The organism is Hydrogenophaga sp. GW456-12-10-14-TSB4, from assembly GCF_059424305.1.
Window position 1 is genome coordinate 66,911 of sequence record NZ_JBWKZH010000023.1, and the last position, 13,241, is coordinate 80,151.

11 protein-coding genes are annotated in these 13,241 nt (G+C 68.6%); 4 read left to right on the forward strand and 7 right to left on the reverse strand.

The window, feature by feature from the left end; translation table 11 throughout:
• Positions 1–22 precede the first annotated feature (22 nt).
• The 7 genes from tpiA to tsaD all read right to left on the reverse strand — a co-directional run bounded on the left by tpiA (position 23) and on the right by tsaD (position 8,280).
• Entirely contained in the window at positions 23–769 is a 747-nt protein-coding gene (tpiA, locus tag AC07ZS_RS13415; protein WP_494799039.1) for a triose-phosphate isomerase, read from the reverse strand.
• A 20-nt stretch (positions 770–789) separates the two neighbouring features.
• Positions 790–1,779: an NAD(P)H-quinone oxidoreductase gene (locus AC07ZS_RS13420; protein ID WP_494799049.1), complete on the reverse strand. Its 990-nt coding sequence runs from the start codon at positions 1,777–1,779 to the stop codon at positions 790–792.
• On the reverse strand, positions 1,779–3,908 hold the full coding sequence (gene pnp, locus AC07ZS_RS13425; protein WP_494799040.1) for a polyribonucleotide nucleotidyltransferase: 2,130 nt from the start codon (positions 3,906–3,908) through the stop codon (positions 1,779–1,781). The genes AC07ZS_RS13420 and pnp overlap by 1 nt, the downstream gene beginning before the upstream one ends.
• 234 nt (positions 3,909–4,142) lie before the next feature.
• Positions 4,143–4,409 carry a 30S ribosomal protein S15 gene (gene rpsO / locus AC07ZS_RS13430; protein WP_291123168.1) on the reverse strand — a complete coding sequence of 89 codons (267 nt, stop codon included), beginning with the start codon at positions 4,407–4,409 and terminating at the stop codon, positions 4,143–4,145.
• A 118-nt stretch (positions 4,410–4,527) separates the two neighbouring features.
• A complete protein-coding gene (locus AC07ZS_RS13435) occupies positions 4,528–5,730 on the reverse strand; it encodes a pyridoxal phosphate-dependent aminotransferase (RefSeq protein WP_494799041.1) in 1,203 nt (400 codons plus the stop codon).
• 25 nt (positions 5,731–5,755) lie between these two features.
• A complete protein-coding gene (locus tag AC07ZS_RS13440) occupies positions 5,756–7,060 on the reverse strand; it encodes a branched-chain amino acid ABC transporter substrate-binding protein (protein ID WP_494799042.1) in 1,305 nt (434 codons plus the stop codon).
• 113 nt (positions 7,061–7,173) lie between these two features.
• Positions 7,174–8,280, reverse strand: a complete 1,107-nt coding sequence (gene tsaD, locus AC07ZS_RS13445) for a tRNA (adenosine(37)-N6)-threonylcarbamoyltransferase complex transferase subunit TsaD (protein WP_494799043.1) — start codon at positions 8,278–8,280, stop codon at positions 7,174–7,176.
• A gap of 158 nt (positions 8,281–8,438) precedes the next feature.
• On the opposite strand from tsaD, the gene AC07ZS_RS13450 reads away from it, so the two are divergent.
• The 4 genes from AC07ZS_RS13450 to AC07ZS_RS13465 all read left to right on the forward strand — a co-directional run bounded on the left by AC07ZS_RS13450 (position 8,439) and on the right by AC07ZS_RS13465 (position 13,080).
• Positions 8,439–9,719, forward strand: coding sequence for a nitrate- and nitrite sensing domain-containing protein (locus AC07ZS_RS13450; protein ID WP_494799044.1), 1,281 nt, complete (start codon positions 8,439–8,441; stop codon positions 9,717–9,719).
• 344 nt (positions 9,720–10,063) lie between these two features.
• Positions 10,064–11,332: a CmpA/NrtA family ABC transporter substrate-binding protein gene (locus AC07ZS_RS13455; RefSeq protein WP_494799045.1), complete on the forward strand. Its 1,269-nt coding sequence runs from the start codon at positions 10,064–10,066 to the stop codon at positions 11,330–11,332.
• Between the two features lie 27 nt (positions 11,333–11,359).
• Entirely contained in the window at positions 11,360–12,277 is a 918-nt protein-coding gene (gene ntrB, locus AC07ZS_RS13460; RefSeq protein ID WP_494799046.1) for a nitrate ABC transporter permease, read from the forward strand.
• Entirely contained in the window at positions 12,274–13,080 is an 807-nt protein-coding gene (locus AC07ZS_RS13465) for an ABC transporter ATP-binding protein (protein WP_494799047.1), read from the forward strand. The genes ntrB and AC07ZS_RS13465 overlap by 4 nt, the downstream gene beginning before the upstream one ends.
• Positions 13,081–13,241: the final 161 nt, after the last annotated feature.

Below are 13,241 nucleotides of genomic sequence, written 5' to 3' on the forward strand. Positions count from 1 at the left end.
ACCCAGGGCGCGAGCGGGGGAATTAAGGGGCCGAAGCCACGATCTGCAGGAAGTCGGGCGCCTTGAGCGATGCACCGCCGATGAGGCCGCCGTCGATGTCGGGCTGGGCCAGCAGGCTCGCGGCGTTGGCGGCGTTCATGCTGCCACCGTACAGGATGTGAACCCGGCCGGCATTCTGCGTGGCGGCCGAGATCTGGGCGCGCAACACGGCATGCACCTGCTGGGCCTCTTCCGGCGTGGCGGTCTTGCCGGTGCCGATGGCCCAGACCGGCTCATAGGCGACGATGATTTCGGTGATGCAGTGGCCGCAGAGATGGATGACCGCCGCCAGCTGGCGCTTGACCACTTCTTCGGTGTGACCGGCCTCGCGCTCCGCCAAGGTCTCGCCGACGCAGACGATGGGCGTGATGCCCTTGGCCAGCGCGGCTTTCGCCTTCTCGGCCACCAGGGCATCGGTTTCGCCGTGGTACTGGCGGCGCTCGGAATGGCCCACGATGGCGTAACGGCAAGCGAAGTCGCGCAGCATGGCGGCCGACACCTCACCGGTGTAGGCGCCCTGCTCCTGGCTCGACACATCCTGCGCACCCCAGGCGATCGGGCTGCCCTGCAGCAGCGCGCCCACCTGCGCCAGGTACGGCGCGGGCACGCACAGGGCCATGTCGGCCTTGGGCGGCTGGCCGGCCAGACCATCGAGCATGGCCTTGACCAGGGCTTCGTTGGCGGCCAGCGAGCCGTTCATCTTCCAGTTGCCTGCAATCAGTTTTCTCATGATTCTTTTCTCTGCCCGGATCAGGCCCAGCTCAGCACGAGCTTGCCGATGTGCTGGTTGGACTCCATGAGCGTGTGCGATTCGGCGGCCTGCGCCGCCGGAAACACCTGATGGATCACCGGCCGGATGCGGCCCTCGGCCAGCAAGGGCCAGACGCGCGCGCGCAGCGAGGCCGCGATCGCCGCCTTGAAGGCCACTGGCCTCGGCCGCAGGGTGGAACCCGTGATGGTCAGGCGGCGGCGCAGCACCAGGCCCGCGTTGAACTCGGCCTTGACACCGCCCTGCACCGCGATGATCACCAGCCGGCCGTCTTCGGCCAGGCATTCGATCTCGCGGCTCACGTAGCTGCCGGCGACCATGTCGAGGATGACGTCGACGCCGCGCTTGCCCGTGAGCTCGGCCGCGGCGGCCACGAAGTCCTGGGTCTTGTAGTTGATGGCGTGGTCGGCACCGAGCTGGAGGCAGGCGGCGCACTTGTCGTCGCTGCCGGCGGTGGCGATCACGCGCGCGCCCAGGGCCTTGGCCATCTGGATCGCGGTCACGCCGATGCCGCTGGTGCCGCCCTGCACCAGCAGGGTTTCACCGGCCTGCAGGCGACCGCGGTCGAACACGTTGCTCCAGACGGTGAAGAAGGTCTCGGGCAGCGAAGCGGCGGCGATGTCGTCCAGGCCCTCGGGCACCGGCAGGCATTGCCCCACGGGCGCCACGCACCACTGCGCGTAACCCCCACCGGCGACCAGCGCGCACACGCGATCGCCAACCTTCAGGCCGGCTTCAGCCAGGGCCGCCGCATCGCCCGATTCGATCACGCCCGCGACCTCGAGGCCGGGAATGTCGGACGCACCCGGCGGCACCGGGTAGTTGCCGGTGCGCTGCAGCACGTCGGGGCGGTTCACGCCCGACGCGCTCACGCGGATCAGGGCCTCGCCCGCACCCGCGACCGGCACCGGGCGTTCGCCCAGGCGCAGGACATCGGGCGCGCCAGGGGCGCTGATCTCGACCGCTTGCATCACGACTGGGGCTGCTGAGGTGCCTGCTCGCCGGTGTTGCGCTCGGCCAGGGCCTTCATGGACAGCTTGACGCGGCCCTTTTCATCGGTCTCCAGCACCTTCACGCGCACGACCTGGCCTTCGCTCAGGTAGTCGGTGACCTTCTCGACGCGCTCGTGGGCGATCTGGCTGATGTGCAGCAGACCGTCCTTGCCGGGCAGCAGGTTGATCAGGGCACCGAAGTCCAGGATCTTGGTGACCGGGCCTTCGTAGACCTTGCCCACTTCCACTTCGGCGGTGATCTGCTCGATGCGGCGCTTGGCTTCGTCGGCCTTGGCCGAGTCGGTCGAGGCGATGGTGATGGTGCCGTCTTCGTCGATGTTGATCTGCGTGCCGGTCTCTTCGGTCAGCGCGCGGATGACGGAGCCGCCCTTGCCGATCACGTCGCGGATCTTCTCGGGGTTGATCTTCATGGTGAAGAGCTTGGGCGCGAAGTTGGACACTTCGGTCTTGGCTTCGCCCATGGCGTCCTGCATCTTGCCCAGGATGTGCATGCGCGCTTCCTTGGCCTGGGCCAGGGCGACCTGCATGATTTCCTTGGTGATGCCCTGGATCTTGATGTCCATCTGCAGCGCCGAGATGCCGTTGGTGGTACCGGCCACCTTGAAGTCCATGTCACCCAGGTGATCTTCGTCGCCCAGGATGTCGGTCAGCACGGCGAAGCGGTTGCCGTCCTTGATCAGGCCCATGGCGATACCGGCCACGTGCGCCTTCATGGGCACGCCGGCGTCCATCAGCGCCAGGCAGCCGCCGCAGACGGAGGCCATCGACGAGGAGCCGTTGGACTCGGTGATCTCGGACACCACGCGCATGGTGTAAGGGAAGTCTTCCTTGCTCGGCAGCGCGGCGATCAGCGCGCGCTTGGCCAGACGGCCGTGGCCGATCTCGCGGCGCTTGGGCGTGCCGAAACGGCCGGCCTCGCCGGTGGCGAAGGGAGGCATGTTGTAGTGCAGCATGAAGCGGTCTTCGAACTCACCGGCCAGCGCGTCGATGCGCTGCGCGTCGCGGTCGGTACCGAGCGTGGCCACGACCAGCGCCTGGGTTTCACCACGGGTGAACAGGGCCGAACCGTGGGTGCGGGGCAGCACGCCGTTGCGGATTTCGATGGCGCGCACGGTGCGCGTGTCGCGGCCGTCGATGCGGGGCTCGCCGGCCAGGATCTGGCCGCGGACGATCTTGGCTTCGATCTCGAACAGCAGGGCTTCGACGGCCACGCTGTCGAAGTCCACGCCTTCGGCCTTCAGGGCCGCGAACACGTCGGCATAGGCCGTGCGGCAGGCCTGGGTGCGGGCCTGCTTGTTGCGGATCTGGTAGGCGGCTTCGAGCTTGGCCTTGGCCAGTGCGTCGATCTTGGCGATCAGGGGCTCGTCCTTGGCCGGCGGCTGCCAGTCCCAGGCCGGCTTGCCGGCTTCGCGCACCAGGTCGTTGATGGCGGCGATGGCGATCTTGCCCATGTCGTGGCCATAGACCACGGCGCCGAGCATGACTTCTTCGGACAGCTGGTCGGCTTCGGACTCCACCATCAGCACGGCGGCTTCGGTGCCAGCGACCACGAGGTCAAGCTGGCTGTCCTTCAACTGGGTCTGGCCCGGGTTGAGCACGTACTCGCCATTGACATAGCCCACGCGGGCCGCGCCGATGGGGCCGTTGAACGGGATGCCGCTGACGGACAGCGCGGCGGAGGTGGCGATCATCGCGGCGATGTCGGCCTGCACTTCGGGGTTCAGGCTCACCACGTGAACGATCACCTGGACTTCGTTGTAGAAGCCTTCGGGGAACAGGGGGCGGATCGGGCGGTCGATCAGGCGGCAGGTCAGCGTTTCGAGTTCGCTCGGGCGGCCTTCGCGCTTGAAGAAGCTGCCGGGGATCTTGCCGGCGGCGTACGACTTCTCGGTGTAGTCCACCGTCAGGGGGAAGAAGTCCTGACCGGCCTTGGCTTCGGTCTTGGCCACCACGGTGGCGAGCACCACGGTGTCGTCGATGTTGACCAGCACGGCGCCGGTGGACTGGCGCGCGATTTCGCCGGTTTCCATGGTGACCTGGTGGGGGCCCCACTGGAAGCTCTTGGTGACTTTGTTGAACATGCTCATGGTGTCTCTCCGTTAAATGCGTGCAGCATGGCTGCACAAAACCCGGAGACACAACCCAGAACACGATGCCATTCCAGGAGGGCTGTGGACACGCCGTCTGGCGCACAACCCGCTTGGAATGACACAGCTTCGCTCTGTTGTCGGGGCTCCGGAATCAAAAAAGGCGCGCGACAAGCAAAAAACGCCCGAGCCAGCGAACCAACTCAGGCGTTTTGTGCGTCACGGCCGTGCCAATTACTTGCGCAGGCCCAGTTTCTGGATCAGGGCGAGGTAACGCTCGGCGTCCTTGGACTTCAGGTAGTCGAGCAGCTTGCGGCGGCGGCTCACCATGCGCAGCAGACCGCGGCGGCCATGGTGGTCCTTGGCGTGGGTCTTGAAGTGAGGGGTGAGCTCGTTGATGCGGGCGGTCAGCAGTGCGACTTGCACTTCGGGGCTGCCGGTGTCGTTGGCGGCGCGGGCGTTGGCCGCGACCACTTCGGCTTTGATGGATTGGGCGATCATGAAAGGTTCCTTGGCCAGTTGCCTGGCGTTACGTGCGTCCCGCCGCAGCCGGTGGCCGCCGCGGGCGTGAAATTGCCGTCCGTGAAGACAGCAACCGCGAATTATAGACCAGAAGGACTCAGCGGCCCGCCGCCGGCTGGTCGGCCAGCCAGCCCTTCAGCCGTTCGACGCCCTGCTCCAGCCGGGTGGTGTCGCGGCTGGCGAAGCACCAGCGCAGCCAGCCGGTCGCCTCCGGGCTGAAGGCGCTGCCGGGCGCCAGGCCCAGGCCGGCTTCGCGCACCAGGCGCTTGGCCACCGCCAGGCAATCGTCCTGGCCGTCCAGCCGGAAGAAGGCGTACATGCCGCCCAGCGGCTCGGCCAGGGTCACCCCGGGCAGCGCGCGCAACAGCGGCACCAGCGTGTCGCGGCAGTGCCGCAAGTGGTTCACCAGGGCCGGCGTGACCTCGTCGCCGCGCTGCAGCGCCATGGTGGCTGCGCGCTGCACGAACACCGGGGCGCAGGAGGTGTTGTATTCGATGAGCTTGCCGATGGCGCCGGTGAGCGCCGGCGGCAGCACCAGCCAGCCCAGGCGCCAGCCGGTCATGAGGAAGCTCTTGGAGAAGCTGTGGGCGACGATCACGCGGTCGTCCGGCTCGGCCACGTCCAGGAAGCTGGGCGCGGCGCCGTTGGCCGTGTCGCCGGCGAAGTACAGCCGCTCGTAGACCTCGTCGGCCAGGATCCAGGTGCCGGTGCAGCGGCAGTGCGCCAGGATGGTCCGCTGTTCGTCGGCGCTCAGCGTCCAGCCCGTGGGGTTGTTCGGGGCGTTGACGACCAGCAGGCGGGTCGCGGGCGTGACGGCGGCCAGCAAGGCGTCCATGTCCAGCACCCAGGCGCCCGCGCGCGGCCCGTCGGCCTGCACGCGCAGCGGCAGGCTCCTGACCTTCGCGCCCAGGATTTGCGGCTGCGCCACCAGGTTGGGCCAGGCCGGCGTGACCACGACCACCTCGTCGCCCGCTTCCACCAGGGTCTGCGAGGCCAGCATGAGGCCGTTGACGCCACCGGAGCTGACGGCCAGGCGGTCGAACCAGTGACCCGCGCCGCGCCCGGGGTGCAGCCGGTCGGTGTAGGCCGCCAGCGCCTCGCGCAGCTCCTGCAGCCCCAGGTTGTGGGCGTAGAAGGTTTCGCCGGCCTGCAGCGAGGCCACGGCCGCGTCGCGGATGAAGCCGGGCGTGACCTCGTCGCTCTCGCCAAACCAGAACTTGAGCACATCGGCCCGGCCCAGGCCCTCGTTGGCCACTTCCCGGATGCGCGAGGCCTCCAGCTGTTCCACCACCTGTCTCATCGGCACACGCTCCCGCAAAGCCACATCAAGGTCGCTGCATGGTACAGGTGTGCGGCAGCTCGGCCTGCTGCGGGCTCAGGTTGCGGATGACGCGAAAACCGTAGCCCGAGCCTTCCACATCGAACTTGACGCCGGGCGCGCCCTGGCGGTCCATCACGGCCACCGCCAGCGATTGCTGGAACTGGTGGTCGGCGCCGCGCATGCGGGCGCGCTGGCCGGCCAGCGTGACGTCGGCCTTTTCCAGCTGGGTGGCGATGGTGGCGGCGTTGACCGGGCCGGCCGCGCCCGCGCGCTCGATGGCCTGCGCCAGCGCCTCGACCAGCAGCTGCATGCGCATGTGCACGTAGTCGTCCGCCGGGTTGGGGAAGCGCTCGCGGAAGGACTTGTAGAAGGCTTCGGACTCGGGCGTGGGCACGTTGGGGAACCAGTCAGCGACGGCGATCACCTTGCCGATGCCGGCGTCGCCCATGGCGGCGGGCGCACCCAGCGCGTTGCCGTAAAAGGTGTAGAAGCTGCCCTCGAAGCCGCTTTCGCGCGCGGCCTTCACCAGCAGCGTGAGGTCGTTGCCCCAGTTGCCGGTGAGCACCGCCTGGGCGCCGCTGGCCTTGATCTTGGCGGCGTAGGGCAGGAAGTCCTTCACGCGCGCCATGGGGTGCAGCTCGTCGCCGACGATGGTGACGTCGGGCCGCTGGGCCGCGAGCTGGCTGCGCGCCTCGCGCAGCACGGCCTGGCCGAAGCTGTAGTCCTGCCCGATCAGGTAGATGCTCTTGAGCTGCCTGTCCTCGCGCAGCACGCTCATGAGGGCCTTCATGCGCATGTCGGCATGGGCGTCGAAGCGGAAATGCCAGAAGCTGCATTTCTCGTTGGTCAGCACCGGGTCCACCGCCGAGTAGTTGAGGAACAGCACCTGGCGCGCCGTGTCGCGCTCGTTGTGCTTGTTGATGGCGTCGATCAGCGCGCTGGCGGCGGCCGAGGAGTTGCCCTGGGCCACGATGGTGACGCCCTTGTCGATCGCCGAGCGCAGCGCCGACAGGGCCTCGTCGGTCTGGCCCTTGCTGTCGAAGCGCTCGATCACCAGCGGGCGGTTGCCGCCGGGCAGTTTCACGCCGCCGCGGGCGTTGACCCGCTCGGTGGCCCAGACCAGGTTGCGGAAGACGGCGTCGCCGGTGTTGGCGATCGGGCCGGAGAGGCCTTCGATCATGCCGATGCGGATCGGCGCGCCGGTGGGGGGCGTCTGCGCCACGGCCAGGGTGGTGGTCAGGCCGCCCACGAGGGCGGCGACCAGCGCGCGGCGGCGCGGCGAGAACAGGGAATCGAACAGGTGTTTCATCAGAGAAGGGCTCCGGGTGCAAAGGCCGGGGGCCGGGAATGGCCCGCGCAGCAGAGTCGCCAAGGCGACAGCGCCGGGAGTTTAATTCATAATTACAGAAGCCAGTCGCCCGCTCATCCGGCGGGGGTGGCGGGCAGGCCCAGGTCGGAGAGGGGCCAGCGGGGCTTCACGTCAAAGGGGTAACCGCCGGCGCCCGCCGCATCGCCGCCGGCCAGCCCGGCCTGGGCTCGCATGCCCCCGGCCAGCGCGATCATGGCGCCGTTGTCGGTGCACAGGTGCAGCTCGGGGTAGTGCACGCGCACACCGGCCTGGGCGCAGGCCGCGCCCAGCTGCTCGCGCAGCAGGGCGTTGGCCCCCACCCCGCCGGCCACCACCAGGCGGCGCAGGCCGGTCCGGCGGATCGCCATGAAGGACTTCTTCACCAGCACCTCGACGATGGCGGCCTGCACGCTGGCGGCCACGTCGGCCTTCTGCTGCGCGCTCAGCGGGTCGGCCAGGTGCAGCGTGGCCGGGCCGTCCGGGTGGGCATGGGCGAGCCGCTTCACCTGGGTAAGCACCGCCGTCTTGAGGCCGGCGAACGAAAAGTCGAGATCGCCGCTGTGCAGCAGCGGGCGCGGGAATTTGTAGGCCTGGGGGTCGCCCTGCTGCGCCAGGCGCGAGAGCGCCGGGCCGCCCGGGTACGGCAGGCCCAGCAGCTTGGCCGATTTGTCGAAGGCCTCGCCGGCCGCGTCGTCGATGGTCTCGCCCAGCAGTTCGTAGCGGCCCACGCCGTCCACCCGCATCAGCTGGCTGTGGCCGCCGGAGACCAGCAGCGCCACGAAGGGAAATTCGGGCGGGTCGGCGCTCAGGAAGGGCGACAGCAGGTGACCTTCGAGGTGGTGCACGCCGATCACCGGCTTGCCCAGCGCAAACCCGAGCGCGCAGGCCACGCCCGAGCCGACCAGCAGCGCGCCGGCCAGGCCCGGACCGCGGGTGTAGGCCACCGCGTCCACTGCCGAGAGCGGCAGGCCGGCCTGGGCCAGCACGGCGTCGGTCAGGGGCAGCACGCGGCGGATGTGGTCGCGGCTGGCGAGTTCGGGCACCACGCCGCCGTAGGCCTGGTGCATTTCAATCTGGCTGTGCAGGGCATGCCCCAACAGCCGGGGGGTGGCGCTGCCGCTGGCATCGACCAGGGCCACGCCGGTTTCGTCGCAGGACGACTCGATTCCCAAAATCCGCATGCGGGAAGTGTACGGGGCGGCATGTTTGTTGCTGAGAAAAGGGCAACCCCCTGCGTCGCCTTCGGCGCCTCCCCCCTGGGAGGGGGGCGACACCAGAGGCCCGGCGAAGCCGGTTCCTCGGTGTCTCTGGAAGATGCGCATTGAACAACCACCACGAAATGAAATCGGGCCTGAGTTTCCTTGTCGCCGCCAAGCGCTGCGAAATCGCCGAGCTGCAGCAGCTCGCGCTGACCAGCGCCCTGGTGAATGTCACCGGCCGGCTGGTGCACGGGCTGCAGCGCGAGCGCGGCCTGTCCAACCTGCACCTGGGCTCGCAGGGGGCGCGTTTTGCCGACATGCGCGCCAGGCAGATCGAGGAATGCCGCCAGATCGAAGCCGAGCTGCGTACCTGCTTCGACACCCTGGACACCGGCTCGGCCCGCATCGGCCACGGTGCCCGCCTGTTCAGCCGCATCGCCTATGTCTTGCACGGCCTGGACGCGCTCGAGGCGCTGCGCGAGCGCGTGGCCTCGCTGGCCTGGACCCCCCGCCAGGCCACCGAGGCCTATGTGCGCCTGATCGCCGGCCTGCTGGCGGTGGTGTTCGAGGCCGCCGACAGCGCGAGCGACCCCGAGGTTTCGCGCCTGCTGGTGGCGTTGTTCAATTTCATGCAGGGCAAGGAGTTCACCGGCCAGGAGCGCGCCGCCGGTTCGGCCCTGTTCGCCTCCGGCCGCGCCGACACGGCGGAGCAGCAGCGCCTGCTCCACCTCATCGAGTCGCAGGAGCGCTGCCTGCAGGTGTTCGTCGAGTTCGCCAACCCCAAGGCGGTGGACCTGTGGGCGGCCAGCCAGGCCAGCGCCACCCTGGCCGAACTCGAGCGCCTGCGCCGCGTGCTCTGCACCGCCGCGCAGGGCGCGCCGCTCAATGTGCAGCTCAGCCAGGCCTGGTTCGACTGCTGCAGCCAGCGCATCGACCGCATGAAGGCGGTGGAGGACCGGCTCGCGCTCGACCTGCTGCGCGCCTGCGAGGACAAGATCACCGCCGCCCGGGCCGACATGGAGGCTTACCTGGCCCTGAGCGCGACCGCCGCCCGCGAGACCGACGCCCTCTCCTTCTTCAAGCTGGTGCCGGCCAGCGCCGCGCCCACCGGAAGCCCCGGCTTCGGCACCCCACCGCAGGCGTACGGCCTGCAGCTGGAACGCTCCATTCTTGAGCTGGTGCAGGAACAGGCACACCGCCTGCAGACCATGAGCGAGGAACTCGACACGGTGCGCGCCAGCCTGAACGAGCGCAAGCTGATCGAACGCGCCAAGGGCCTGCTGATGGCGCACCGCCAGCTCAGCGAGGAAGAGGCCCACAAGACCATGCGCCAGATGGCCATGAACCAGAACCGCCGGCTGGTCGAGGTGGCCGAGGCGGTGCTGGCCATGGCCGACGTGCTGCCCGAACGGCCGCGCTGACTGCTGCGGTGCACAAATACCGTGCCGGACCGGCCGCACGCACCACATTGATGCCACGCCGGCCTCGGGCCCGGGCCGGCGCCGTCAGGCACCGCGCGGCGCCCGACGGGCGATTTCCCCATGGAAATCAAGCATCTCGACGGGGCGATGGAAGCCGGGCCCGGTGCTGGCACACAACCTGCTGAGCAAAGGGCAAAGAGACACAGGCCAATGGCGGCCGGGGTTTCGACAGTCTTCCCAGACACGGACAACGGCGTCCATTTCCCGCCTGCTCAGCGCAGGCACGGAAATGGGCGCCGTTGGCGTTTGGGCACCGCTTTTTTTTCATCAGCAAGGAGTTGGACATGCACGCAGACACCCCCACCCCAGCCGAGAGCCCCGCCGCTTCGCGCCGCGAGTTCATCAAGAAAGGCAGCGCCATCGGCACGGCCGCCCTCTTCTCCACGCTGGGCCACCACGGTGTCTGGGCCGCCGGCTCCGACGCGCCCGAGAAGACCGAGGTCAAGATCGGCTTCATCCCCCTGACCGACTGCGCCAGCGTGGTCATGGCGGCCGAACTCGGCATCGACAAGAAGTACGGCGTCAAGATCGTCCCGACCAAGGAAGCCAGCTGGGCCGGCGTGCGCGACAAGCTGGTCAACAACGAGCTCGACATGGCCCACGTGCTCTACGGCCTGATCTACGGCCTGCAACTGGGCACCGCCGGGCCGAAGAAGGACATGGCCATCCTGATGAACCTGAACCAGAACGGCCAGGCCATCACGCTGTCGAAGAAGCTGGCCGAAAAAGGCGCGGTGGACGGCCCCTCCCTGGCCAAGCTGATGGCCACCGAGAAGCGCGAATACACCTTCGCCCAGACCTTCCCCACCGGCACCCACGCCATGTGGCTCTACTACTGGCTGGCGGCGGCCGGCATCGACCCCTTCAAGGACGCGCGCGCCATCGTGGTGCCGCCGCCGCAGATGGTGGCCAACATGCGCGTGGGCAACATGGACGGCTTCTGCGTCGGCGAACCCTGGAACCACCGCGCCATCATGGACGGCATCGGCATCACCGCCAACACCACGCAGGACATCTGGAAGGACCACCCCGAGAAGGTGCTGGGCACCACGGCCGAGTTCGTGCAGAAAAACCCCAACACCGCGCGCGCCGTGACGGCGGCGATCCTGGAGGCCGGCAAGTGGATCGACGCCGGCCTGCAGAACAAGAACAAGATGGCCGAGACCATCGCCCAGCGCTCCTACGTGAACACCGGCGTGGACGCGATCAACCAGCGCATCCTGGGCCGCTACCAGAACGGCCTGGGCAAGACCTGGGACGACCCCAACCACATGAAGTTCTACAACGACGGGGCGGCCAACTACCCCTACCTGAGCGACGGCATGTGGTTCCTCACCCAGCACAAGCGCTGGGGCCTGCTCAAGTCCCACCCCGACTACCTCGCCGTGGCCAAGCAGGTCAACCGCATCGACATCTACAAGGAAGCCGCGTCCGCCACCAAGACGCCGCTGCCCAAGTCCGACCTGCGCAGCGCCAAGTTCATCGACGGCGTGGTGTGGGATGGCAAGGACCCGGCCAAGTACGCCGACAGCTTCAAGATGAAGGCGGCCTGACCAGGCCCGCCGCACCGGAGAACCACCATGGTCAGTGCCGTTTTTCACACCCCCCTGGAAGCCGTGGCGCCCAGCCCCGCGGTGGCCGTGTCCCATCCAAAGCCCGTGGCCGCGCAGCCGGTCGCCGAGCCGCGCCGGCAGGCCGCCCCGTCGCTCTGGCGCGAGCGCCTGGCGGGCTTCTTCCGCAGCGTGCTGCCGCCGGCGCTCGGCCTGGGCTTTCTCGTGCTCGTGTGGTCGCTGGTGGCCAGCGGCAACAGCGGCATCCCCACGCCACTGGCGACCTGGACGCAGGCCGTGGGCGTGTTCTCCGACCCGTTCTACCAGGCCGGCCCGAACGACCAGGGCGTGGGCTGGAACGTGCTCATGTCGCTGCAGCGCGTGGCCGTCGGCTTCGGCCTGGCCGCGCTGGTGGGCATCCCGGCCGGCTTCGCCATCGGCCGTTTCGATTTCCTCAGCCGCATGTTCAACCCCCTCATCAGCCTGCTGCGCCCGGTCTCGCCGCTGGCCTGGCTGCCGATCGGCCTGCTGGTGTTCAAGGGCGCCAACCCGGCCGCGATCTGGACCATCTTCATCTGCTCGATCTGGCCCATGATCATCAACACCGCCGTGGGCGTGCAGCGCGTGCCGCAGGACTACATGAACGTGGCGCGCGTGCTCAACCTGAGCGAATGGAAGATCTTCACCAAGATCCTGTTCCCCGCCGTGCTGCCCTACCTGCTGACCGGTGTGCGCCTGGCCGTGGGCACGGCCTGGCTGGTGATCGTGGCCGCCGAGATGCTCACCGGCGGCGTGGGCATCGGCTTCTGGGTCTGGGACGAGTGGAACAACCTCAACGTGGCCAGCATCATCATCGCGATCTTCGTCATCGGCGTGGTCGGCCTGGTGCTCGAATTCGGCCTCATCAAGCTGGCCACCCTGTTCACCTTCGAGGAAGTGAAATCATGAGCAACGCATCCAAGTACATCGAGATCCAGGGCGTCGAGCAGACCTTCAAGACCCGCAAGGGCAACTTCCCCGCGCTGCGCGAGATCAACCTCACCGTGGCCAAAGGCGAGTTCGTCACGCTGATCGGCCATTCGGGCTGCGGCAAGTCCACGCTGCTCAACCTCATCGCCGGCCTGACCACGCCCACCAGCGGCGTGCTGATCTGCGCCGACAAGGAAATCGCCGGCCCCGGCCCCGAGCGCGCGGTGGTGTTCCAGAACCACTCGCTGCTGCCCTGGCTGACCTGCTTCGAGAACGTGCACCTCGCGGTCGAACGCGTCTTCGGCGGCACCGAAGGCAAGGCGCAGCTGAAGGCGCGCACCGAAGCCGCGCTGGCCCTGGTGGGCCTCACCGCCGCCGCGCAGAAACGCCCTGGTGAAATCTCCGGCGGCATGAAGCAGCGCGTGGGCATCGCCCGCGCCCTGTCGATGGAACCCAAGGTGCTGCTCATGGACGAACCCTTCGGTGCGCTCGACGCCCTCACCCGCGCCAAACTGCAGGACGAGCTGCTGGAGATCGTGGCGCGCACGCACAGCACGGTGGTGATGGTCACGCACGACGTGGACGAGGCCGTGCTGCTGAGCGACCGCATCGTGATGCTCACCAACGGCCCGGCCGCCACCATCGGCGAGGTGCTGCGCGTGGACCTGCCGCGCCCGCGCCAGCGCGTGGCGCTGGCCGACGACCCGACCTACCAGCAATGCCGCAAGGCCGTGATCGACTTCCTCTACACGCGCCAGGCACACGTCGAAAAAGCGGCCTGATCCCCAAAAGGGGGCATGGCCCCCGGCATGGAATTTGCGAGAAAGACGGCAAGGCTGACGATGGCCTTTGCTCCTGCAGCGGGTACCGGTTCCGGCCGCCCGAGGCAGCCCATGCACCGCCCCGGCCCCCCGCGCCGGGCCCGCGCGGCATGGGTCCGATC